Here is a 23,869-nt window from a genome sequence, read left to right as displayed (position 1 = left end):
GTCCACACGTTAGGCGACGTTGGGCAGGAATTGAAAGAAGTTGCTCCCGGAGCCCCGCGCCAGCGAAGGGCCTGCCGAGCCACGATCCGGACCGCCGGATCGCGGCAGCAAGGATCAGAGCGGCGTGCTCAGGCCATGGGCGGCGAGCTTCTCGGCGAGTTCCTCTTCGCTGACTTCACCAAGATGCTGCCAGCGAATGATGCCCTCGCGATCGACCAGCACCGTGTACGGCAGGGCGCCAGCGGCGTTTCCCCAGGCTCGCTGTGTGGCCACGACGTCCGTCGAACCGACCAGGATCGGATAGCTCACGGGGGTCGAATCGAGGAATTCGATGACCGCCCCGGGATCGTCGATGGCGATGCCGAGCACCGTCAGCTGATCACCATGAGTCCGCTGGGCCTGATCGAGCAGCGGCATCTCGCGGCGACAGGGCGCACACCAGGTGGCCCAGAAGTTGACCAGCAGGAGCTGATCGTCGAAATCGTCGACATGCACTTGTCGACCGTCCAGGGCGGCGTGCTGGAAAGGCGGTCGCGGATCGCCCACGCTGGCACCTTCGACGCCGACGGGCGGCGGCGCCGGACGCGTGAACCAGGCCAGACCGGCACCCAGTGCCAGCCCCCCGACCGCGACGGCGATATAGAGCCCGAGGCGACTCATCGGGTCACCCGATCGAGCAGTGCGCCGAATTCCTCGGGCGGCATGAAACCGAACATGCGCAGCCCATCGAGTTCTTCGCCATCGCGGAAGAACAGATAGGCCGGCGGTCCGATCAGTCCGAAGCGAGCGAGGATCTCCTTGTGCGCGTCGTTGTAATCGGTGACGTCGACCTTGATCAGGGTGAACTCCGCCATTCGACGAGCCACACCGGGGTCGGGAAAGGTCCGACGCTCCATGCGCACGCAATCCACGCACCAATCGGCGTAGAAGTCGACGAAGACCGGGCGCTGGCTGTCGGCGATGCGCTGCTCGAGCTGTTCCAGGGTCTCGACCTTCTCGAACTCGGCCGCTGCCGCGCTGGTCGCGACGCCTCCGGCCACCGGCCGCAGGTGAGCGAGCGGCCGCGTCCAGTCCGATCCCCCCGACAGAGCGCCGACCAGCTGGGCCGCACCCAGCACCAGCAGGACCACCCCCAGGCCTCGCCACAGGGTGCGCCAGCCGGAATCGCTCGCCGCACGGCCATCGAGGGCGCCGAGGTACACGCCACTGATCAGCGCCAGCACACCCCAGAGGAGCATGATCAGCGCGCCAGGCAGGACGCGCTCCAGCATCCAGATGGCCAGCGCGAGCAGCGCCACACCGAACACGGCCTTGACCGCCACCATCCAGGCACCGGCACGGGGCAGGAGACTGCCCGCCGAGGTGCCCCAGATCATCAGGGGAATGCCCATGCCGATGGCCATGGAGAACAATGCAGCGCCACCGAGCACCGCGTCACCGGTCTGACCGATGTAGATCAGAGCGCCCATCAGGGCCGGTGCGACGCAGGGCCCGACGACCAGGGCCGACAAGGCGCCCATGATCGCCGCGCCCAGCAGGGTTCCGCCTTCGGCTCGGTTGGACATGGCGTTCAATCGGGTCTGCAGCGCCGCTGGCAGCTGCAGCTCGTAGAACCCGAACATGGCCAGCGAAAGAACGACGAACAGGGCGGCGAATCCACCCAGCACCGCCGGGTGCTGGAATACCGCCTGCAGGTTCTGACCGAACAGTCCGGCAACGACCCCGAAGGCCGTATAGACCAGGGCCATGGCCAGCACATAGACCAGCGACAGGCGGAAAGCCCTGGCCGTGGTGATCTGCTCTCCCTCGCCGGCAATCAGGCCGGACAGGATCGGCACCATGGGGAAGACACAGGGCGTGAAGGCCAGCAGCACGCCGGCGATCAGGAACAGCATCAGCGCCAGCACCGGTGTGCCGGCCAGGGCCTGGGCCAGACGATCCTGCTCACTGGCCGCTGCCGCTGGCGCGGACGCCTGATCCACGGTGCCAGCGTCGATCGCTGCGGCACTGGCGGCCAGCTCCTCCGCGCTTGCCGAGGGTAGCTCGACGCTCAAACGGCGAGACATCGGCGGGTAGCAGATGCCATCGGTCAGGCAGCCCATGAAGTTCGCACCCAGCTCGACGCTGCGCACGCCACCCGGCGGACGGTTCAGTCGAACGGGAATTTCGACCTGGTCGTAGTAGACCTCGGACTCACCGAAGTACTCGTCGTGGATCGAGACCGAAGGCGGCCATTCGATGGCCGCGATCGAGATCTCGGGATCATCGAGCTGGAATTCGAGCTTGTCCCGGTAGAGGTAATAGTCGGGCGCCGAGGTCATCCGGACCAGGATCGTCGCCGGATCGATGGCGATCGCCTCGTAGACGAAGGCCTGTTCCTCCGGCAGGGCGCCGGCATCCTGCCGGGGCAGTCCCAAGGTACCGCCCGGGCGCCCCAGCAGGGCCTCGAGGCCGCTCGGGGCCGCCGCGGGCGCGGACGCCACTTCAAGATCGAAGGTCTGCCGGTGCGGTGGATAGCAGACGCCCAGATCGGCGCAACCCTGGAAGCGGACCGCGATCTCCGCCGCACCGGCACCCGCCTCGACCGGAAGAACGATCTGCAGCCGATCTCGATAGGTCTCGATGGCGCCGAAGAACTCGTCTTCGCCGGCCTCGCCTGGCGGAATCTGCGCCTCGCCGAGACGAAGCCCTTCGCCAAGGGACTCGAAACGGAAGGCGTGCCGGTAGAGGTAGTACCCGTCGGCGATGTCGAAATCGAGCACCACCCGGCCGGCCTCCCCACGAGCTTCGAGGGCGAAGGCCTCCTCGACCGGTAGCAGATCATCCGGGCTGATCTGCGCCTGGGATAGGCTGCCGGTGAGGGCGAGCAAGGCGGCCGCGGCCAGCCTGAAGAGCGTTGATTCGGAAATCATTTCTTGTCCTGATGCATCCAATCTCGGGCCCATGCCAGATAGGCCTCGTTGCCATCGAGTACCGGAACGGCCAGACACTCGGGCACATCATACGAGTGTGCCTCGACCAGAGCGTGACGCAAGTCGGGCCAGCGCTCCGGCGAAGTCTTGATCGTCAGCGGCACTTCTCCAGCCGACTCGATCCGACCCTCCCAGGGATAGACGCTGGTGATCGGCGCGCCGATCGACACGCAGGCCGCCAGCCGACCTTCGACCAGCAGCGTGGCCAGACGTTCCGCGGCCTGCCTGTCCCCGACGGTGGTATGTACCAGCAACAAGGGTGAATCCATGCGCACTCCCGAAGGTTTCTCCTTTCACTCGCCGACCGCAGGGGCAGCCCATCGCCGATCGGAACCCAGATGCGAAAGGGTAGCCGATCAGGATCGATGAACGCGGGCCCTTGAAATGCTCGCCTGCGGGCTCCATTTCGGGTGGCGTATCGGCAGTCGGTTCCGGCACGACGCAGTTTCTGCCCGTTCCGGCCGCCCGAGCAGATCCTCCGGAGCGCGGATTCGAGATCGAATCCCGGGCCGGGTTTGCAATGACATTTGAAACCAACCATTGGATTGAAAGGGAGAACACCCATGAATCTGCGTCCCTTGCATGATCGCGTGATCGTCAAGCGCGTCGAAGAAGAGCGCACCACTCCTGGCGGCATCGTCATTCCTGATTCGGCAGCCGAGAAACCCATTCGCGGTGAAGTCCTGGCCGTCGGCAACGGCAAGGTCCTGGACAACGGCGAGCAGCGTGGCCTGGACGTCAAGGTCGGCGACACCGTCCTGTTCGGCAAGTACTCGGGCACCGAAGTCAAGGTCGACGGCGAAGAACTGCTGGTGATGCGTGAAGACGACATCATGGCCGTCATCGAGTCCTGAGAACCGCGCCCACATCGACGCATTGAACTAGAGGAATTTCAGCAATGAGTGCAAAGGAAGTCCGTTTTTCCGAAGACGCCCGCAACAAGATCCTGAAGGGCGTGAACACCCTGGCCCGCGCGGTCAGCGTGACCCTGGGCCCGAAGGGCCGTAACGTCGTGCTCGAGAAGAGCTTCGGCGCCCCGACCGTGACCAAGGACGGTGTGTCCGTGGCCAAGGAAATCGAACTGGAAGACAAGTTCGAGAACATGGGCGCACAGATGGTCAAGGAAGTTGCTTCCCAGACCTCCGACGCCGCCGGTGACGGCACCACCACCGCCACCGTCCTGGCCAGCGCCATGCTGCGCGAAGGCCTGAAGTCCGTCGCTGCCGGCATGAACCCGATGGACCTGAAGCGCGGCATGGACAAGGCCGTCAAGGCCGCCGTCGCCGAGCTGAAGAAGCTGTCGACCCCGTGCACCGACGACAAGGCCATTGCCCAGGTCGGCACGATCTCGGCCAACAGCGATGAAGAAATCGGCAAGATCATCGCCGAAGCCATGACGAAGGTCGGCAAGGAAGGCGTCATCACCGTCGAAGAAGGCCAGAGCCTGGACAACGAACTGGACGTCGTCGAAGGCATGCAGTTCGACCGCGGCTACCTGTCGCCCTACTTCGTGACCGACCAGCAGACCATGCAGGTCGAGCTGGAAAACCCGTACATCCTGCTCCACGACAAGAAGATCTCCAATGTCCGTGACCTGCTGCCGGTGCTGGAAGGCGCTGCCAAGTCGGGCCGTGGTCTGCTGATCGTGGCCGAGGACATCGAAGGCGAAGCCCTGGCCACCCTGGTCGTCAACAACCTGCGTGGCACCGTCAAGGTCGCGGCCGTCAAGGCCCCGGGCTTCGGCGACCGTCGCAAGGCGATGCTGGAAGACATGGCCATCCTGACCGGCGGTCAGGTGATCAGCGAAGAAATCGGCCTGAGCCTGGAGAAGGCGGACGTCAACGCGCTGGGTTCGGCCAAGAAGATCCAGATCACCAAGGAAAACACCACCATCATCGACGGCGCCGGTGACGCTGCCGCGATCGAAGGCCGGGTCGGTCAGATCCGCGCCCAGATCGAGGACGCCAGCTCCGACTACGATCGCGAAAAGCTGCAGGAACGCGTGGCCAAGCTGGCCGGCGGTGTGGCCGTGATCAAGGTCGGTGCAGCCACCGAAGTCGAAATGAAGGAGAAGAAGGCCCGCGTCGAAGATGCGCTGCACGCCACCCGTGCCGCCGTCGAAGAAGGCGTGGTGCCGGGCGGTGGTACCGCTCTGGTTCGTGCCCTGAACGCCATCAAGGACCTGAAGGGCGACAACGAAGAGCAGAACGTCGGTATCAAGATCGCCATGCGTGCGATGGAAGAGCCGCTGCGCAAGATCGTCTCCAACGCCGGTGGCGAACCGTCGGTCGTCCTGGCCAAGGTGGCAGAAGGCTCCGGTAACTTCGGTTACAACGCCGCCACCGGCGAGTTCGTCGACATGATCGAAGCCGGCATCCTGGACCCGACCAAGGTGACCCGCTCTGCCCTGCAGAACGCCTCCTCGGTCGCCGGCCTGATGATCACCACCGAGTGCGCCATCGCCGAACTCCCGCAGAAGGACGAAGGCGGCGCCCCGGACATGGGTGGCATGGGCGGTATGGGAGGCATGGGCGGCATGATGTAAGCCGTCTGCTTTCCGGCCTTCCCAGGCCAGGCAAGACCCGAAGAACCCCGGCTCCGGCCGGGGTTCTTCTTTTCTGTTGACCCGGCAACCTTTCCCGACCCCGCTCGGCTAAGCTCGGGACATGAGCCATGCGATCGAACTACAGCCCGGGGAATTGCGGCACCTGAGCCGCTTCGTGGATGAAGCCGTCCGGCGCTGGCCCGAGATGCCGCCCCCGGAACAGCCCGTACCCAAGCCCGCACCGGAGTCCCTGCTCGCCGAGCCCGAACGCACCCTGCGCCGCTTTCGCCAGCAGGCCTCGATCCATATCCTATGGCGCGATCTGACCGGCCTGGCCACGATCGAGGACACCGGCGCCGCCATCTCGGCGCTGGCCCGGGAGTGCATCGAGCTGGCCCTGACGGTGGCCCGTGCGCGCATCGAGGCCGATCACGGGCAGCTGCTCGACAGCAACGGCGAAGCCATCGGCCTGGCCGTGATCGGCATGGGCAAGCTCGGCGGCAACGAGCTGAACTTCAACTCCGACATCGACCTGGTCTTCGTCCACCGCGCGCGCGGACAGAGTGACGGTCGAAGACGGCTGGACTCGGCGGCCTACCTGAAGAAGCTGGCGCTGGAGCTGATCCGCCTGCTCGATGCCGTGACCGCCGATGGCCGGGTCTGGGTCGTCGACACGCGCCTGCGGCCCTTCGGCGACTCCGGCGCCCTGGTCTGGTCCCTGGGCGCCATGGAGCAGTATTTCCTCAACGAAGGACGCGCCTGGGAACGCTATGCCTGGCTCAAGGCCGATGCGGTGGCGGGCGATCTGGCCACCGGGCGGGCGCTGATCGAGGCACTGCAGCCCTTCGTGTTTCGCCGCTACCTCGACTACGGCATCTTCGACAGCCTGCGCGAGCTGCACGCACAGATCGACGCCAAGAGCCGCGCCGACAGTCAGCGCGACGACATCAAGCGCGGGCCAGGCGGCATCCGCGAGCTGGAATTCCTGATCCAGAGCCAGCAGATCCTGCGCGGGGGCCGCGAAGCCGAGCTGCGCGTCCCGGGCTTTCTACCGGCACTGCGAGCCTGCCGACGCCTGGATATCGTGACCGATGGCGAGGCCCGTGAACTGGCGGACGCCTACCGATTCCTGCGCATCCTCGAGAATCGCCTGCAGGCCATGACCGGCCGACAGGGGCATCATCTGCCCGAGCAGAGCGAGGATCGCGAGCGCCTGGCCCGACTGATGGGCGAAACCGACTGGGGCGCGCTGAGTCAGCGGATCGATCGGCAACGCGAGCGCGTCCGACAGCATTTCAGCAAGCGCTTCAAGGACCCGCATTCGGATCGGGTCCACCCGTCGGGCCTCTGGCCACCCGACGAGCATCTGACCGACACCCTCGAGCAGGCGGGCTTCGAAGCCCCGGCCCCGATCGCCGAGGCCCTGCAGAACCTGCATCGACGAACCGCCAGCCGCGCCTTGAGCGCCGAGGGGCGGCGGCGTCTGGAACGCTTGATGCCCGAGCTGCTCGACGAGGTGGTCAAGCACCCGAACCCGGACATGGGTCTGGCCGAGCTGTTGCGCCTGATCGAGCAGATCAGTCGTCGCTCGGCCTACCTGGCCCTGCTCCACGAGCGCCCGGCCACGCTCGAGCGCCTGGTCCGCGTCTTTCGCTCCAGCCCGCGTCTGGCCGAATGGATCATCGCGGCACCGCAGCTGCTCGATGACCTCCTCGATCCGATCCACGGCAGTGAACCGCCGGACCCTCCGCGAGCCGACCCGAACGACACGGAAGCCAGCCTGCACGCACTCGGGCGCTGGCGCCAGGCCGGATTCCTGCGCACCGCCCTGGCCGAGCTCGACGGCCAGCTGAGCGCTGTCGAGGCGGCGGCCCAGCTGGCCTCGGTGGCCGAGACCGCGGTGAATCTCGTCCTCGCACTGATCCGCGAGCGGGAAGTCGACCTGGCCGTGATCGCCTACGGCAATCTGGGCGCGGGCCTGTTGCACTTCGAATCCGACCTCGATCTGGTCTTCCTGCACGGCGAGGGGCCGGCCCCGGTGCGCACGGCCCAGCGACTGATCAGCTTCATGCAGCTACCCCTGCCCGGGGGGCGTCTGTTCGAAATCGATACGCGGCTGCGGCCCAACGGCCGCTCGGGCCTGCTGGTCTCTCGCCTGGACCGCTTTGCGGACTATCAGGCCAGCCAGGCCTGGACCTGGGAACACCAGGCCCTGATTCGGGCGCGCTGGGTCGCCGGCAATCCGGAGCTCAGGGAGGGCTTCGACCAGGCCCGCGCCCGAGTCCTGACCCAGGCGCGGGAGGCCAGCGAGGTCCGCCAGGCGCTCGGCGAGATGCGACAGCGACAGCGGGCCGAACGACCCGAGAGCACCGTCAAGGGCCTGCTGACCGATCTCCAGTTCATCGCCGAGTGCGGCCTGCTGTGCTCGGCGCACGACCATCCGGACCTGATCATTCGGCGCCGGCCCGACCAGCTGCTGGAGGCCCTCGGCGCCATCGGCTGGCTGGAGCCGGGCAGGGCGGCCCCCTTGATCGAGGACTGGTCCAGCCTGCTCGGGTTTCGCCATCGGCAGTGGCTCGAGCGCGATGGCGAGGGCCAGGCGGAAGCGGAGCTGATCGGACGCGTGCAGGACGCCTTCCGGTCCGTCTTTGACCTGTCCGGTTGATCCGCTATCATCGGAGGACTGCAAGCCGATTCTGTCCACCAGGTGGTTCACCATGCGAAGCGTCCAAAGCTGGCTCGATGAGTACGGCGAAAGCCATCGGAACCCGACCAACAAGACCATTCACTGGATCTGCGTCCCGGCCATCTTCTGGACCGTGATCGCGCTCATCTGGTCGATCCCGTCACCGATCGAGTGGCTGAACTGGGCGGTGGTCACGGCGATCGCCGTGCAACTCTACTACCTGAGTCTCTCGCCCCGGCTGTCGATCGGCATCGGCCTGTTCATGCTGGCCTCGCTGGGCCTGTGCGTCCTGGTCGAACGACACGTTCCCTTTCCCCTCTGGCAGATCGCCCTGACCGTCTTCGTCGTGGCCTGGATCGGCCAGTTCATCGGCCACAGGATCGAGGGCAAGAAACCGTCCTTCTTCAAGGACCTGGTCTTCCTGCTGATCGGACCCGCGTGGCTGATGGCCTTCGTCTACCGGCGGATGGGCTGGTCCTACTGACGGACTGGATGGCGTGGCGCCCGAAGGGGCAAGCCTGACCCGGGAATGGGCCGACCAGCAGCGCCGGCTGGCTGACAAGGTCATCGAGCAGGATCAGCTGCCGCAGCCGCTCCGTACGGTCGCCGGCGTGGACGCCGCCTTTCCCGAACGCGGCCGCGTCACCCGGGCAGCGGCCGTGCTGCTGAGTTTCCCGGAGCTGGAGCCACTCGAGCAGGCGGTGGTCGAGCAAGCTACGACCCTGCCCTACATCCCGGGCTTTCTGTCCTTCCGGGAGCTGCCGGCCATCCGGAAAGCCCTGGACGGACTCTCGGCCACCCCGGACCTGGTCCTCTGCGACGGCCAGGGTCGCGCTCACCCGCGAAGACTCGGCATCGCCTGTCACCTGGGCGTGGCCACGGGCCTGGCCACCATCGGGGTCGGCAAGTCGCGATTGTGCGGTCGCTTCGACGCGCCGGACTCGGGGAAAGGATCGTGCCAGCCACTGATCGACGGCGAGGAAGTGATCGGTCAGGTGCTCAGGACGCGCGACGGGGTCCGACCGGTGTTCGTCTCGGTCGGGCATCGCGTCAGCCTGGAAACGGCCGTGGAACTGGTGCTGGCCTGCACGCCCCGCTATCGGCTGCCGGAACCGATCCGGCAGGCCGATCGCCTGGCCGGGGCGTACTAGTGGCCATGCGGCCCGCTAATGGGCCAGGGGGCCCACCAGGGATTACTCGTCGATGTGTTCCTGGTAGGCCTCGTGGTCCATCAGGCCTTCGAGTTCATCCGCGTCTTCCAGCTTGACGCTGAACAGCCAGCCGTCGGAGTACGGGTCGTTGTTGACCGTTTCCGGGCTGTCGATCAAGCTCTCGTTGACCTCCACGATCTCGCCGGACACGGGGCAGTAGATGTCGGAAGCGGCCTTGACCGATTCGACCACCGCGCAGGCATCGCCCTGGGCGAAGGTCGTGCCCGGCTCGGGCAGTTCGACGAAGACCAGATCGCCGAGCTGGGCCTGGGCATGGTCGGTGATACCGACGCGGACCACGCCTTCGTCTTCCTGGCTGATCCACTCGTGACTTTCGCTGTAACGCAGCTCGGACGGAATCTCGCTCATGATGCTTCCTGGACTCGGATGAGGGACGACGGAGGCGATTCTAGCAATATTCGCCCGCCAGGGGACGAGGGCGGATCAAATGCTGATCCGGCCGCGCAGGATGTCGGCGAACATCACCCAATCACCCAGCAGGCTGTAGAAGGGATGTTTGAAGGTCGCCGGACGGTTCTTTTCAAAGACGAAATGCCCGATCCAGGCAAAGCCATAGCCGACCAGGGGCATGACGATCAGCCACCAGGGTGACACGGTCAGGCCCAGGATCAGGGCAATCAGCACCAGCCAGGAACCGATGAAATGCAGGCGCCGACAGCGACGGTCGCGGTGCTCGTCAAGGTAGTAGGGATAGAACTCGCGGAAGCTCGAAAACTGCGTGGCCATGAACAGGCTCCGTGGGCGATCGAATCGGCTGAGCGGGACGATACCACGTCGCCCATGGTGCCGGAATTCAGTCGCCGGTGCGCAGACAGTAGCGCCGACGCTGGCGCAGATTCAACCAGTGTCCGGTGATCAGCAGGCCTCCGCCCAGAGAGGTCACCAGGGCCGTGCCGAGGGTGCCGAGGAGCTCATGCCCGAAGAAGGTGGAGAAGCTCACCAGGGCCAGGCCCAGCCCGCCCAGCACCAGCATGCGGCGGTTGCCGTGCTGGCGGAATCCGAGGCCGAAGGCCGCCATGCTGATCGGCAGGATCAGGAACCAGAGCAGCCAGTGAAAGGCTTCTTCGCCGAAAAAGCCCAGGGAACCGAGGGGCGAGACCAGCACCAGCACCGGCAGCAGCAGACACTGGACCAGGCAGACCGCGGATACACAGATCCCGGCGCGGTCCAGGGCGGACCCGGCGTCAGTGTTCGGTGGATTCGGCTTGAAGACGGCGGCCATGGCAGGGTCTCGGCATTCGGAAGCGTATGATATAACATTTACCCCCACCGAGAAAGTGAAGGACCGGATCGGCTAGGCTGCAGGCAGCCGAACGACTCGTCAACGCCCCCTTCGACCGGACCCAGCACCTTGAAACCGACCGCCCAGCCCATTCGCCCGGCCGAGATCGACTTTCAGGGTCAGACGCCGCACTCCAGCCAGTTCGACGACGGCTACTTCATGCCCGAACAGGGCCTCCGGGAGAGCCTGGAGGTCTTCATCCAGGCCAACCAGCTGGCCGAACGCTTTGCCCGACTGCCCCGGATGGCGGCCTTCGTCATCGGCGAGACGGGCTTCGGCACCGGCCTGAACTGCCTGCTGGCGGCCCGCTGCTTTCTCGAGCACGCCCCGCCGGATGCGCGCTTGCAGATCTTCTCGGTCGAGAAGCACCCGCTTCGCCAGAGCGCTCTCGATCGCAGCCTGAGCGCCTGGCCCGAGCTCGGCGGCCTGACGAAGCGACTGCTGGAATTCCATCCTCCGCCCGTCCCCGGCTATCACCGCCTCGCCCTGCATGAACGCGTGGAGCTGATCCTGATGTACGGCGAGGCCGAATCGACCTGGAGCCAGGCACGGATGGAGGTCGACGCCTGGTTCCTCGATGGCTTTGCCCCGTCCCGAAATCCCGCCATGTGGACGAGCGGGCTGTTCCGGGCGCTGGCCCGATGCTCCAGGCCAGGCGCCAGCTTCGGCACCTTTACCGCCGCCGGCCAGGTTCGCCGCGGGCTGGCCGAAGCCGGCTTCGAGGTCGAACGGGTGGCGGGCTTCGCCGGCAAGCGCCATCGCCTGCTCGGACGCTGGCCGGGCCGCTGGCAGGCTCGTCATCTTTACCGGGGCGAGGCCCTGGTGGCCGGCGCCGGCCTGGCCGGCGCGACGACGGCACGGGCCCTGGCCGAGCGCGGCTGGCGCGTCCGCGTCATCGATCGCTCGGGTCCGGCCAACGGCGCCTCGGGCAATCGCGCCGGCGTGCTCTACACCACGCCCAGTCCCCATCTGACCGCCCAGAATCGCTTCTACCAGACGGCATTCGTGCGGGCCGGAAGCTGGTTCCGAGGCCTGGGCTTCCCCGCCGGTATCGACCAGGGTCGTCTCAACGGCGTCCTGCAGATCGCCACCTCCGACCGGCATCGCCGGAAGCTCGAAGCGGCGATCGACTCCGGCGCCTGGCCGCCGGAGATGCTCGAGGCCACCGGCCAGGATCGCTTCCTGCTGCACGGTGGCGGCTACCTCAGCCCACCGCACTGGTGCCAGGCCCTGCTCGATCATCCGGCCATCGAGTTCGAGCGCGCCGAACTGCGGGGCTTCGACGGCGGGCCCAGGGCACTGCTCGCCGATGGACGACGACTCGATGCCGATGCCCTGGTCCTCTGCCTGGCCCATGCCACCGCCGAGCTTCCGGGCCTGGACTGGTTGTTCATCAAGCGCATCCGGGGCCAGGTCAGCGAAGTGGCCGCGAGCCTCGCCAGCCGCGACTGGCAACGCGCCATCTGCCATGGCGGCTATCTGACCCCCGCCCTCGATGGGCGGCATTGCGTGGGCGCGACCTTCGATCTGAATCGTCCCGATCATGGTCTGGACCCGGGCGATGATCGAGCGAATCTGGAACAGCTCCGAGCCTTCCTGCCCGACCACTGGCAGGCCCTGGGTGGCGAGGCCATCGAAGTCATCGGCCAGCGGGTCGCGGTTCGCTGCCAGAGCCCGGACTTCCTGCCCCAGGCCGGCGCCCTGCCCGACCCCGGGTCCAGTCCACATGGCCACGTCGACGGCGTGTATCTCAATCTCGGCCACGGCTCACGCGGACTGACGCACACCCCGCTGGTCGCCGATCTTCTGGCCGCCGGGCTGTCCCGAGAGATGCCCAGCGTCGAGCCCGAGCTGGTCGACGCCCTGGCCCCGGAACGCTTCGTGCTGCGACAGCGCCGGCGCCAGCCGGACTGGCAGCCCTGAAGCCGCGGCCTGGCCTCCCGCAGGTCGCGCAGGCGCTATACTTCGGAACCGGTTCAAGCAGAGGCCAGGCCGTGGCTTTCCCCTTGCAGCGCCCGCGCCGTTTGCGCGCCAACGATTTTTCCCGCCGGCTCGTGCGCGAGCACCGTCTGAGCGCCGACGACCTGATCTACCCGGTCTTCATTCTCGAGTCCGAGCAGGATCGCGAGCCGATCGCCTCCATGCCCGGCATCGAGCGCCTGGGCCGCGACCCCCTGTTCGAGACCGCCGAGTTGTGCCTGGAACTGGGCATTCCGGCGCTGGCCCTGTTTCCCGTCGTCCCGGCCGAACGCAAGTCCGAAGAAGCCAAGGAGGCCTGGCAGCACGATGCCCTGGTCCAGACCCGGGTCAGCCAGCTCAAGGAGCGCTTCCCGGAGCTCGGCATCATCACCGATGTCGCCCTCGACCCCTTCACCAGCCACGGCCTCGACGGCCTGGTCGACGAAGACGGCTACGTGCTCAATGACGAGACCGTCGACGTGCTGGTGCGCCAGGCCCTGAGCCATGCCCGCGCCGGCGCGGACGTGGTCGCGCCTTCGGACATGATGGACGGCCGGGTCGGCGCCATTCGCCGAGCGCTCGAGGAGGAAGGCTTCAGCCGGGTCAGCATCCTGGCCTACTCGGCCAAGTACGCTTCGGCCTTCTATGGTCCGTTCCGCGACGCCGTGGGTTCGGCCGCCAGTCTGGGCAAGTCCGGCAAGGAGAGTTTCCAGATGGACCCCGGCAACAGCGACGAAGCCCTGCACGAGGTGGCCCTGGACCTGGACGAGGGCGCCGACATGGTGATGGTCAAGCCGGCCATGCCCTATCTGGACATCCTCCGGCGGGTCAAGGATCGCTTCCAGCGCCCGACCCTGGCCTACCAGGTCTCCGGCGAGTACGCCATGCTGCACGCGGCCGCCGCCAATGGCTGGCTCGATGGCGACAAGGTGATGATGGAGGCCCTGCTTTCGATCAAACGGGCCGGGGCGGATGCAATTCTCAGCTATGCCGCGATCGACATCGCGCGCCGCCTCCGCAGCTGATCGGGCCGCATCGAAGCCATGCTGAAACTGGCCGTTCTCGGCGACCCGGTCGAGCACAGTCTGTCACCGCAGATCCACCGTCACTTCGGTCGTCAGTTCGGTATCGAACTGGACTACCAGCGCCTGCGCACGGGGCCCGAGGAACTGCCCGAACGACTGCGCGCCTTCGTCGAGGCCGGAGGCCGGGGTGTCAATCTGACGGTCCCGCTGAAGAGCGCCGGCTTGCGTCTTTGTCAGCGCATCGACGCCGCCGCCCGCCAGGCACGCGCGGTCAACACGCTGAGTTTCGAGGACGGCGGCTGGGCCGGCTTCAACACCGATGGCCCCGGCCTGCTGGCCGACTTCGATCGCCTGGGCCTGGACTTGCGCGGCAAGCGCGTGCTGATGCTCGGGGCCGGTGGCGCCGCCGCCGGCATCCTCGGCCCGCTGCTTCGCCGCAAGCCCGCCGAGATACTGATCCTCAATCGAAGCCCGGAGCGCGCCGTGGCCATGGCCGAGCGCTTCGCGCATCTGGGCTCGGTTCGTGGCGCGGCCCTGGATCATGACGCCACGGCCGGCAGCTTCGATCTGTTGATCCAGGCCACCAGCCTTGGACATCAAGGCGGATTGCCGATCATCCGCCCTGACTGGCTGGCCGAGCATGGCGTCATCTACGACCTGAATTACGGGCCGGCCCATGGCCTGCTCGAGCGCTGGGCACGAAGCCATGCGCTGACCTGCCACGACGGGCTCGGCATGCTGGTCGGCCAGGCGGCGCTGGCCTTCGAGATCTGGACCGGCCGACGGCCGGACATGGACGCGACCCTGACGGCGCTCCGCGAAGCCGGTCCGCAATAGACCGGAGCCGGGGCTCGGGCGGGGCCGCGCGGAGCGAGGTCAGCCGACCACCGTCACCGGCGAACGGCTGTGTCGGATCACCTTGTCCGAAACGCTGCCCAGCAACAGGGCGCTCATGGCGTTCTGACCGCGGCGCCCCATGACCAGCATTCGGTCGGGCGCGTCACCCAGGTAGTCGATGATTTCCTCGCCGACGTCTCCGATGCGCGCCTCTTCACGAATCTCGACCTCGGCCTCGCCCAGTTCCTTGCGCACATCGGAAAACGCCTGCCTCGCCGAACGGTCCCGGATTTCGAGCAGTTCCTCCTCGCTCAGGCCCAGCGCGCCGGCGATGTCATCGCTCATCATCGGGAAGACGTGCAGCAGGACGAGCGGCGCGTCCAGATCCCGCGCCAGACGCAGCGCAACGCGTGCCGCCCGAATCGAGGCATCCGACCCATCGACGGCGACAACCACCTCTTCAAAGTCCTTCATCAGGATCACCTCTTGCATCAACCCGCATCGAGTGTGCCACAGACGGCCGCGCTCAGCAGTAGCACGGCTCAGCAGCCGCAGCCGATCGACACCAGTCGCCGCTCGGAGACGGGCACCTCGTCATCGATGACCAGGGCGGTCAGGGCACCACCCCAGACGCAACCCGAATCCAGACCGATGACCTGTTCGTTCTGGAACAGGCCCAGCATGGACCAGTGACCGAACACGAGAGTCCAGCCCTGCCAGTCCCTGTGCAGGAAATCGAACCAGGGGCGGCAGCCCTTGGGTGCCTGCTTGATGCTGCCCTTGGCGCCGAAATTCAGCCGCCCCTTCGGATCGCAGAACCGCATCCGGGTCATGACGTTGGTGATGCAGCGCAGGTTGGCCAGCGGAGAGCGGCCGGGCTTCCAGCGCCGCGGACGGTCGCCGTACATGTGCGCGAAGAAGCGTTCCGGATCACGCTTCAGGGCATGCTCGACCTCGGCCGCCCGGCGCGCGGTGGCCTCGGGGCCCCAGCGCGGATCGACGCCGGCATGGACCAGGGCCAGTCGGCGCCGATCGTGCTTCCAGAACATCGGCTGGCGCGCCAGCCAGGCCAGCAGCTCCGGCCCATCCTCGGCGGCCATGATGGCTTCGAACTCCTTGTTGTGCTTGCGCACTCGCGGATGGTGATGGGCATAGGCCAGCAGGTGCAGATCATGATTGCCCAGCACGCTCATCGCCGACTTCCCGAGCGAGCGGATCAGGCGCAGGGTGGCCAGGGAATCACCGCCGCGATTGACCAGATCACCGGCGAAGCGCAGACGGTCGCGTGCGGGGTCGAAGTCCAGGCGATCCAGGAGGCGCTCCAGGGGGCCGGCACAGCCCTGCACATCACCGATGAAGATCTGTCGTTTCATCGGCGCGCATTGTAATCAGGGGCCGTGGCTGCCGTGCCAGCCTGAGCGTCGAAGGCAGCAAGCACGTCAGGACCGGATCCGCTCGAGGGACACGAAACGCAGCGGGTGGGCATTGGCCGCATCGGCCGGCCGCGCGGTCATCCGGACCAGTCGCCATTCAGCCAGCGCGAAGGCAGGGAAGCGAGTATCGCCTTCGATGTCGGCCCCGATCAGGGTCAGTTCGAGACGCTCGGCCAGGCCGAGCGCCTGCCGATAGATCTCGCCACCGCCGATGATCATCACCTCCGCGGCATCGGAAACCGTCGCCAGGGCCTGGTCGAGGGATGCGGCCAGCACCACGCCTTCGGGCAGGTCCGGCCGGCCTCTGGAGACAACGACATTCAGGCGCCCCGGCAGGGCCCGCCCGATCGACTCGAAGGTCCGTCGACCCATGATCACGGGGTGCCCCATCGTCACCGCCTTGAAGTGCTCGAGATCGGCGGGCAGATGCCAGGGCATGCCGCCATCGCGACCGATGATGCGGCTACTGGTCATGGCTGCCACGAGCACGACTCGACCACCTTGCTGCCCGCGCTTGCTCTCCATGTCCAGACCTCAGATCGCGATGGGCGCCCGGATGGCCGGATGAGCCTGGTAGCCCAGCAGCTCGAAGTCCTCGAACACGAAGTCGTCGATGTGCCGGCGCTCGGGATTGATCCGCACCGTCGGCAGGGGGAAGTGGTCGCGGCTCAACTGCTCCTCGACCTGGTCGAGGTGATTCAGGTACAGGTGGGCGTCGCCGAAGCTGTGGATGAACTCGCCCGGCTTCAGCCCCGTGATCTGGGCGATCATCAGGGTCAGCAGGGAGTAGCTGGCGATGTTGAAAGGCACGCCGAGGAAGACGTCGGCCGAGCGCTGGTAGAGCTGGCAGCTCAATCGACCGTCGGCCACATAGAACTGGAACAGGCAGTGGCAGGCCGCCAGGGCCATGCGGCCTTCGCGCACGTTCTCCTGCGGGGACAGGTTCTCGTCGGGCAGATCGGCGGGGTTCCAGGCCGAAACGATGTGGCGGCGAGAATCGGGTCGCTGCCGAATGCGGTCGATGGTTCGCTGGAGCTGGTCGATCTCGCCGCCCCTCGGGTCGGGCCAGGACCGCCACTGCACCCCGTAGACGGGGCCCAGGCTGCCGGTCTCGTCCGCCCACTCGTTCCAGATCGACACACCGTTGTCCTGCAGGTACCGGACGTTGGTGTCGCCCTTGATGAACCACAGCAATTCGTGAACGATGGACTTCCAGTGCAGCTTCTTGGTCGTGACCATCGGAAAGCCGTCGTTCAGGTCGAAGCGCAGCTGATGGCCGAAGATGCTCAGGGTGCCGGTGCCCGTGCGATCGCTCTTGCGGGCACCATGATCGCGGATCCTGCGCAGCAGATCGTGGTAGCTCTCCATCTCAGGCACCTTTCCTGCGGTAGGCCCAGACCAGCAGCGCGATTCCGATCAGCACCATCGGCAGCGACAGGATCTGGCCCATGGTCATCCAGTCCAGGGCGACGAAGCCCAGATGGGCATCCGGCTCGCGGAAGAATTCGGCGATGAAGCGGAACACGCCATAGCCCAGCAGGAAGGCACCGCCAACGGCACCGACCGGGCGCTCGCGCCGGGAATAGATCCAGAGCAGGACGAACAGGGCCACGCCTTCGAGCAGGGCCTGGTAGAGCTGCGAGGGGTGCCGGGCGAAGGCATCCAGCTGGCCGGCCTGGTACTGCTGGAGCAGCGTGCCGCTGCCCGGCCCGCCGCCTTCGATCGAATTGGGGAAGATCACGGCCCAGGGCGCCTGGCTCAGTCGCCCCCAGAGCTCCCCGCCGATGAAGTTGCCGAGGCGGCCGGCCGCGAGCCCGAGCGGGATCAGGGGCGCGACGAAATCGCCCAGGCGCAGAAATCCACAGCCCAGGGAGCGACCGTACAGCGCCATCGCCACGAGCACGCCGATCAGGCCGCCATGGAAGCTCATGCCGCCATCGCGAATCCGGAACAGGAGCAGCGGATCGGCGAGCAGGTCACCCAGGGCATAGAAGAGCACGTAGCCGATGCGGCCGCCGGCAATCACGCCGATCACCCCCCAGAACAGCAGGTCGCCGACCTGCTCCTGGTTCAATGGCGTATCCGCGCGACGAGCGCGAACACGTCCGAGCAGCCAGAACTGCCCGAAGGCGACCAGGTACATGAGGCTGTACCAGTAGATGCCGAAGCCACCGATGTTCAGCGCCACCGGGTCGAGGTTGTGGAAAAAGAACTCGCTTTGCATAGGGCTCGCCGGATTCAGAAGCTGGGCAGGACGCGGACTGCACGACCTTTCAGGTAACGGGTCTCGGCAATCGCCGGATGAACCGGATGATCCGGACCCTGTTCCAGGCGCATCAGCACCTGAAGCTCCCGATCGATGTGCCGGGCTGCCTGCAGCAGGATAGCCTCATATCGGTCTTCCTGCACATGGGCCGAGCAGCTCATGCTGATCAGCAGGCCGCCGGGTTCGACCAGGCGCATGGCCTTCTCGTTCAGGCGCCGGTAGGCCTTCAGGGCGGGCTTGACGTCGCGGGCCCGCGGGGCGAAGGCCGGCGGATCGACAATCACCGCGTCGAAGCGACGCTTTTCGGCCAGGCAGGCGTCCATGATCTTCTCCGCATCCCCCTGCAGGGCCGAAACGCGATCCGATAGACCGTTGGCCTCGGCGTTGGCCTGCACCGCCGCGATCGCTGGCGCGGACGAATCGATGCACTCCACCTGCCGAGCACCATTGGCGGCTGCCACTAGGCCCCAGGCGCCATGGTAGGAATAGAGATCCAGCACGCGCTCGCAACGCCCCAGCAAGGGCGCGACCCGGGCACGATTGGCCTGCTGATCGAAGTACCAGCCGGTCTTCTGTCCGCCCGCGAGCTCCAGACCGAAACGCAGACCCGCCTCCCGGACTTCGATCCGGTCCGGGATCCGGCCCGGTCCGCTCACCACCTCCCGCGCCAGCCCTTCGAGTTCCCGCACGCGCGAATCGTTTCGCCAGAGAATGCCCGTCGGCGACAGCCGTTCCATCAACGCTTCCTCGATGCGCGAGCGCAACCGGTCCATCCCGGCGGTATTGAGCTGACCGACCAGCACGTCGCCGAAGCGGTCCACGATCAGGCCGGGCAGGCCATCGGCCTCGCCGTGCACGAGCCGATAGCAGTCGCCGTCCACCGCCCGCTGGCGCAGCGCCAAGGCCGCGTCGAGGCGACGCCGGAACCAGGCCACGGAGGGATCACAACCGGGCCGGCGGGAGATCAGCCGGGCACAGATCAGGGAGTGCGGATTGACCAGCACGGTCCCCAGGGCCTTGCCGCGGGAGTCGACCACATCCGTCCGCTCGCCAGGCTGGAAAGCGGTCAGCGGCGAGGCCTGGGTGTCGACTTCGTTGCTGAAGATCCAGAGGTGACCAGCGCGCAGACGGCGCTCTTCGTTGCGCTTGAGCACCAACGCCTTGATGGGTTCCATGAGATTCGTCGAGAAAGGGGCTAAAATGTTCATGATAATGACAAAGGCAGCTTGATGCGATTACGTTTCGCCCCGTACGGCTCGGCCATGGCGAACACGATCCTGGTGATCTACCTGGGTGTGCTCGTGCTGCTGTACCTGGCCAGCGTGGTCGACGAGGCCCGCTTCGCCCGCGAACGCATCGGCATCATCTATTCAGCCCAATCCGAACAGGGGCTGCTGCTCGAGTGGGTTCAACCCGGTCTGCCAGCGGCCGAGGCCGGCCTTGAGAGCGGCGACCTGATCGTCGCCTCGGGCGGCATGGCGTTGAACGCGCTGAGCGATCTGGACCCGTTGATCGAGCAGGCCGTCGCCAGCGGCACTCCACTGCAACTCAGCGTCCTCCGGGAAAACGATCGTTTCGATACGGAACTGACGCCGGGCATCGATATCGACCTGACCGGCCTGATCGCGCAATTCGTCCTGGTCTGCGCCTATCTCGGTCTCACCCTGCTGGCCGCCCGCTACCGAAAACGGGATCTTCGCGCCCGCCTGCTGATGATCTTCGTCGGTCTGATCAGCATCGAGATGGCCCTGCCCCTGGCCTATACCTATGGACCGGGTGTACTGCTCGCCATCGCCCTGGCCTGGCCCATCGCCACCGGCGCTCAGCTCGCCATCGAATTGCACCTGGTCAGTCTGATCCCGCAGCGACTGCCGCTACTGCGCCGCCAGCGCTGGATCGTGCCCGCGTTCTACGTCATCGGCGCGACGGTGGCAGTTCTCCTGTCCACCCTCGTACTCCAGGAATGGTCCGACACCCCACCAGCGGCCGACAGCTGGTGGGGACGGGCCGACAAGCTGGTGATGGCCGCCTGGGCCTGCGCCGTGTCGCTGATTCTTATTGCACAGATCATCCGAACACGGCCGATCCGGGAACGCCAGCAGGCCGCACTCGTGCTGCTCGGTCTGGTGCCCTGGCTCGGCTATGTCGCCGCCCTGCTGGCCTGGCCCGAGGCGAACTGGTGGAACACCTCGCTCGCCCAGCTGGCCGAGGATCTGATCCTGCTGATCTTCCCGATCGCGGTCTTCTTCGCGATCTTCCGATACGGCCTGTTCAGCGTCGAGGGCCTGGTCCGTCGCAGCCTGATCTACAGCATCGCCACCGGCCTGCTGGTGCTGCTGCTCTACGGCCTGCTCGCCGCTGCCCTGCCCTGGATCAGCGGGCGCCTGGGTGAACAGCCCGGGCTGTGGCTGGTCACGGCGCTGGCCGTGCTCCTCGGCGTGATGTTCCGACCCATGCAGCAAGGCGTCACTCGCTGGGTGGAACGCGGGCTCTTTCCGCAACGTCGGGCGCTTCGGCAGCGACTGGTCCGGATCGCCTCGGGACTGGCCGCCGAGCAGGACGCCGACACGCTGCTGGAACGCATGACCGGCGAGCTGCGCGAAGCGCTGGCCATCGAATGGGTGGCCGCGCTCATCCAGCACGATCGTGATCCCGGCCGGGCCCGCAAGCAGGCCATCGGCATGGATGAACAGACCGCCGGCGAACTGTTCCGGCGCATTCACCCCGGTTCGGAACTGTTCGAGCACATCGCGCGCCGCCATCGTCCGAGCACCCTGACCGAGCTGAGCCGCCGCCTGCCCGAAGCGGCACGCGGGCTGGACACGCTGGGGGCCGATGCGTTCATCCCGCTCCGCGCCCAGCATCGGGCGATCGGCGTCCTGTGCCTGTCTGCGCGGCAGAACGGCACCCTGTTCACCGCCGAGGACCTGGAGCTGCTCGACCTGTTCTCGCATCAGGTCGCGACCCGACTCGACAACCTCAAGCTGTTCCAGGACGCCACCTACGAAGGACTGACCGGGCTGCTTCGCCGCGAAGCGATTCTGGAAAAGCTGTCCGAGCAGTGCTCGAGCAGCCTGGAAAAGCATCAGATCCTGGCCGTGGTGATGCTCGACCTCGATCATTTCAAGCAGATCAACGACACGCACGGCCACCTGTTCGGTGACCAGGTGCTCGAGGACGTCGCCCAGGCCATGCGCGCCCATTGCCGGACCAGCGATGCACTGGGCCGATTCGGCGGTGAGGAATTCCTGCTGATCCTTCCAGCCACCGATGCCGAGGGCGCGCGCCGCGTCGCCGACAAGCTCATTCAGGCCGTCGCCAGCCTGGCCTTCCGCGCACCGGATAGCGAGGCACCGATCTCGGTCTCGGCCTCGGCCGGCGTTGCGGTCACCGACAGCTCGAGCCACCAGGACCCGGTCAAGCGGGCGCGCGAACTGCTCACACGCGCCGATCAGGCCCTCTACCGGGCCAAGCAGCAGGGGCGCAATCGGGTCGTCCTCGCGCAATAAGCAGTCGTGCCCTAACGAATCCCGACGCAGCCTCCTTCCTGAACGACACGATTTCGCTCCCTCGATGACCAACGCTCTCAGCAACGCGCTCAGCCCCTATCTTCTCCAGCACGCGGAGCAGCCCGTGCACTGGCAGGAGTGGACGCCCGAAACCCTCGCCATGGCGCGCCGCGTGGACCGTCCGATCCTCCTGTCGATCGGCTACAGCGCCTGCCACTGGTGCCACGTAATGGCCGAAGAGTGCTTCGAGAACGAGGCCCTGGCCGAGCGGATGAATCGCGACTTCGTCAACATCAAGGTCGATCGCGAGGAGCGCCCGGATCTCGACCGGATCTACCAGCTGGCGCACCAGCTCCTGACCGGCCGCGGGGGCGGCTGGCCCCTGACGGTCTTCCTGGATCCACAGAGCCTGGCACCGTTCTTCGCGGGCACCTATTTCCCGCCCGAGCCGAGACGTGGCCTGATCGGTTTCGGGCAGCTCCTCGAGCGCATCCATGCGGTCTGGACCGATCGCCGAGAGGAGCTGACCGATCAGCAGCGTCAGGTCCGCCAGGCGCTAAACGCCATCGCCCAGCCCCGTCAGAGCGAGGCCGGCGCCAGCGTCGAGGAACTCGCCGAGACCCTGATGGCCCAGCTCGCCAGCCGCTTCGATGCCCGCCACGGCGGCTTCGGATCCGCGCCCAAGTTCCCCCAGGTCCCGGTACTGAGCTTCCTCGCCGCAAGGTCCGGGGACGAGCAGGCCGAGCAGATGCTCTCCGACACCCTCGAGGCGATCGTTCGCCATGGCCTGCAGGATCAGATCGGCGGCGGCTTCTTTCGCTACTGCGTCGACCAGGCCTGGGAGATCCCCCACTTCGAGAAGATGCTCTCGGACAACGCCCAGCTCCTCGGTGTCCTGGCCGAGGCCGCCGCGCGCTGGCCGCACCGGCGTTTCCGGGACGAATGCGAATACACCGTCGACTGGCTCAGGCGCGAGATGCAACTCGAGGGCGGGGGCTTTGCCGCCAGCCTCGACGCGGACAGCGAAGACGGCGAAGGTGGCTTCTACCTGTGGACGCGAAAGCAAGTCGAGCAGGCCCTGCCGAAGGAACTGGCCGAACTGGCCGCGGAAGTCTGGGGTCTGGACGGACCGCCCAACTTCGGGGACCGACGCTGGCATCTGATCCGGGCCCGAGCGGTCGAGGAACTCGGCCGCAGCGCTGAACAACAGCCGGAGATCGAGCAACGGATCGCGCAGGCTCGAACGGCGCTGCGCGAAGCGCGCGAGGCCGAGCTCTCGCCGCCGGCGCGCGACGACAAGCTCATCGGCGCCTGGAACGGCCTGACCATCGAGGCCCTGTCCCGGGCCGGTCGCCTGCTCAGTCGACCGGAGTGGCGGGTCCTGGCCGCGGAGGGGCTGGATGCGGTCGCACCCCGGCTGTTCGGCCATGAACCACCGCGCTCGATCTGGCGCGATGGGCGGGCCGCCCAGATCGCCAACCTGGACGACCATGCCAATGTCCTGCTCGCCTGCCTCGAGCTGCTGAGCTGGCGCTTCGAGCCACGCTGGTTCAACCTGGCCCGACGCATCGCCCGACGCATCCAGCAGCAGTTCGTCGATCCCGACAACGGGGCCTGCTACTTCACGCCCCTCGACCAGAGCGGCCTGCTGACCCGTCCGCTGGCCTTTGCCGACGATGCGACCCTGGCCGGCGCCGCCCAGGCGGTTCGGGGGCTGATCCGACTGAGTCACCTCAGTGGGGATCCGGCGCTGATACGCGATGCCGAGTGGATCGTCACGGGTGCCTCGGGCGACATGGCCAGCTCGCCGGTCGGCCATGCGGGCCTGGTCACCGCCGCCCTCGAACTCGCAGCGCCCGGCACCCAGGTGCTGATCGGCGGCCCGGGTCCGGAGCCGGCGCAATGGCTGGCGGCGATCGCCGCCCGACCGGGCCTCCGGAGCTACCGCCTGGAACCGGGCCAGCACCTCGACGAAGCGCCGGAACTGCTCAAGAGCATCGCGGACTTCGACCGTCCGACCGCCATCGTCTGCTGCGGCCTGCGCTGCCTGGCACCCGCGCACGACCTGGTTGAACTCGAGCAGCGACTCGCCGATGCCTCTGGCTGACAAGAACGCAGGGCAG

The 23,869-nt window shown here is 66.9% G+C and carries 22 protein-coding genes; 10 read left to right on the top strand and 12 right to left on the bottom strand.

Going from position 1 to position 23,869, the window contains the following annotated elements:
• Positions 1–114: 114 nt before the first annotated feature.
• Genes WM2015_RS01795 through cutA form a run of 3 tightly spaced genes read right to left on the bottom strand, consistent with a single transcriptional unit; the run spans position 115 to position 3,241 of the window.
• Positions 115–660, bottom strand: coding sequence for a TlpA family protein disulfide reductase (locus WM2015_RS01795; protein WP_049724430.1), 546 nt, complete (start codon positions 658–660; stop codon positions 115–117).
• Positions 657–2,912: a protein-disulfide reductase DsbD gene (locus tag WM2015_RS01790; protein WP_049724429.1), complete on the bottom strand. Its 2,256-nt coding sequence runs from the start codon at positions 2,910–2,912 to the stop codon at positions 657–659. Before WM2015_RS01790 ends, WM2015_RS01795 begins: the two co-directional genes overlap by 4 nt.
• On the bottom strand, positions 2,909–3,241 hold the full coding sequence (cutA, locus tag WM2015_RS01785) for a divalent-cation tolerance protein CutA (protein ID WP_049724428.1): 333 nt from the start codon (positions 3,239–3,241) through the stop codon (positions 2,909–2,911). The genes WM2015_RS01790 and cutA overlap by 4 nt, the downstream gene beginning before the upstream one ends.
• A gap of 294 nt (positions 3,242–3,535) precedes the next feature.
• On the opposite strand from cutA, the gene groES reads away from it, so the two are divergent.
• The 5 genes from groES to nfi all read left to right on the top strand — a co-directional run bounded on the left by groES (position 3,536) and on the right by nfi (position 9,354).
• Entirely contained in the window at positions 3,536–3,826 is a 291-nt protein-coding gene (gene groES / locus WM2015_RS01780) for a co-chaperone GroES (protein ID WP_049724427.1), read from the top strand.
• A gap of 44 nt (positions 3,827–3,870) precedes the next feature.
• Positions 3,871–5,517: a chaperonin GroEL gene (gene groL, locus WM2015_RS01775; RefSeq protein WP_049724426.1), complete on the top strand. Its 1,647-nt coding sequence runs from the start codon at positions 3,871–3,873 to the stop codon at positions 5,515–5,517.
• Between the two features lie 121 nt (positions 5,518–5,638).
• Positions 5,639–8,182 carry a bifunctional [glutamate--ammonia ligase]-adenylyl-L-tyrosine phosphorylase/[glutamate--ammonia-ligase] adenylyltransferase gene (gene glnE, locus WM2015_RS01770; RefSeq protein ID WP_049724425.1) on the top strand — a complete coding sequence of 848 codons (2,544 nt, stop codon included), beginning with the start codon at positions 5,639–5,641 and terminating at the stop codon, positions 8,180–8,182.
• Between the two features lie 52 nt (positions 8,183–8,234).
• Entirely contained in the window at positions 8,235–8,687 is a 453-nt protein-coding gene (locus WM2015_RS01765) for an Mpo1 family 2-hydroxy fatty acid dioxygenase (protein ID WP_049724424.1), read from the top strand.
• Between the two features lie 13 nt (positions 8,688–8,700).
• The gene (nfi, locus tag WM2015_RS01760; RefSeq protein WP_211260949.1) at positions 8,701–9,354 is read left to right on the top strand and encodes a deoxyribonuclease V; all 654 of its coding nucleotides are present in this window, start codon (positions 8,701–8,703) and stop codon (positions 9,352–9,354) included.
• Positions 9,355–9,396: 42 nt separating this feature from the next.
• Here the strand turns inward: nfi and gcvH are convergent, their stop codons facing one another.
• The 3 genes from gcvH to WM2015_RS01745 form a co-directional block, all read right to left on the bottom strand.
• On the bottom strand, positions 9,397–9,783 hold the full coding sequence (gene gcvH / locus WM2015_RS01755) for a glycine cleavage system protein GcvH (protein ID WP_049724422.1): 387 nt from the start codon (positions 9,781–9,783) through the stop codon (positions 9,397–9,399).
• 75 nt (positions 9,784–9,858) lie between these two features.
• Positions 9,859–10,161, bottom strand: a complete 303-nt coding sequence (locus WM2015_RS01750) for an Mpo1-like protein (RefSeq protein ID WP_049724421.1) — start codon at positions 10,159–10,161, stop codon at positions 9,859–9,861.
• A gap of 67 nt (positions 10,162–10,228) precedes the next feature.
• On the bottom strand, positions 10,229–10,657 hold the full coding sequence (locus WM2015_RS01745; protein ID WP_049724420.1) for a MerC domain-containing protein: 429 nt from the start codon (positions 10,655–10,657) through the stop codon (positions 10,229–10,231).
• A gap of 129 nt (positions 10,658–10,786) precedes the next feature.
• Between WM2015_RS01745 and mnmC1 the strand changes: the two genes are divergently transcribed.
• From mnmC1 to aroE, 3 genes are all read left to right on the top strand, one after another.
• Entirely contained in the window at positions 10,787–12,640 is a 1,854-nt protein-coding gene (gene mnmC1, locus WM2015_RS01740; RefSeq protein ID WP_049724419.1) for an FAD-dependent 5-carboxymethylaminomethyl-2-thiouridine(34) oxidoreductase MnmC1, read from the top strand.
• Positions 12,641–12,711: 71 nt separating this feature from the next.
• Entirely contained in the window at positions 12,712–13,701 is a 990-nt protein-coding gene (gene hemB, locus WM2015_RS01735; RefSeq protein ID WP_049724418.1) for a porphobilinogen synthase, read from the top strand.
• 18 nt (positions 13,702–13,719) lie between these two features.
• Positions 13,720–14,538, top strand: a complete 819-nt coding sequence (aroE, locus tag WM2015_RS01730; protein WP_049724417.1) for a shikimate dehydrogenase — start codon at positions 13,720–13,722, stop codon at positions 14,536–14,538.
• Between the two features lie 39 nt (positions 14,539–14,577).
• On the opposite strand, the gene WM2015_RS01725 is transcribed toward aroE, so the two are convergent.
• From WM2015_RS01725 to WM2015_RS01700, 6 genes are all read right to left on the bottom strand, one after another.
• Positions 14,578–15,030, bottom strand: coding sequence for a universal stress protein (locus WM2015_RS01725; RefSeq protein WP_049724416.1), 453 nt, complete (start codon positions 15,028–15,030; stop codon positions 14,578–14,580).
• 50 nt (positions 15,031–15,080) lie between these two features.
• Entirely contained in the window at positions 15,081–15,911 is an 831-nt protein-coding gene (locus tag WM2015_RS01720) for a symmetrical bis(5'-nucleosyl)-tetraphosphatase (protein ID WP_049724415.1), read from the bottom strand.
• Between the two features lie 66 nt (positions 15,912–15,977).
• A complete protein-coding gene (locus WM2015_RS01715) occupies positions 15,978–16,496 on the bottom strand; it encodes a dihydrofolate reductase (RefSeq protein ID WP_049724414.1) in 519 nt (172 codons plus the stop codon).
• A gap of 9 nt (positions 16,497–16,505) precedes the next feature.
• Positions 16,506–17,339 (bottom strand): thymidylate synthase, encoded by an 834-nt coding sequence (locus WM2015_RS01710; RefSeq protein WP_049724413.1) that lies wholly within the window; start codon positions 17,337–17,339, stop codon positions 16,506–16,508.
• Position 17,340: 1 nt separating this feature from the next.
• The gene (gene lgt / locus WM2015_RS01705; protein WP_049724412.1) at positions 17,341–18,195 is read right to left on the bottom strand and encodes a prolipoprotein diacylglyceryl transferase; all 855 of its coding nucleotides are present in this window, start codon (positions 18,193–18,195) and stop codon (positions 17,341–17,343) included.
• 14 nt (positions 18,196–18,209) lie between these two features.
• Positions 18,210–19,412 carry a class I SAM-dependent rRNA methyltransferase gene (locus WM2015_RS01700; RefSeq protein WP_049724411.1) on the bottom strand — a complete coding sequence of 401 codons (1,203 nt, stop codon included), beginning with the start codon at positions 19,410–19,412 and terminating at the stop codon, positions 18,210–18,212.
• 54 nt (positions 19,413–19,466) lie between these two features.
• Here WM2015_RS01700 and WM2015_RS01695 point away from each other — a divergent pair, with 54 nt between their 5' ends.
• Both WM2015_RS01695 and WM2015_RS01690 read left to right on the top strand, forming a co-directional pair.
• A complete protein-coding gene (locus WM2015_RS01695; protein WP_082169346.1) occupies positions 19,467–21,746 on the top strand; it encodes a diguanylate cyclase in 2,280 nt (759 codons plus the stop codon).
• A 64-nt stretch (positions 21,747–21,810) separates the two neighbouring features.
• Positions 21,811–23,853, top strand: coding sequence for a thioredoxin domain-containing protein (locus tag WM2015_RS01690; protein WP_049724409.1), 2,043 nt, complete (start codon positions 21,811–21,813; stop codon positions 23,851–23,853).
• Positions 23,854–23,869 lie beyond the last annotated feature (16 nt).

Source organism: Wenzhouxiangella marina, assembly GCF_001187785.1.
Taxonomy (GTDB): domain Bacteria; phylum Pseudomonadota; class Gammaproteobacteria; order Xanthomonadales; family Wenzhouxiangellaceae; genus Wenzhouxiangella; species Wenzhouxiangella marina.
This window is presented reverse-complemented; position numbering and strand designations above follow the sequence as displayed.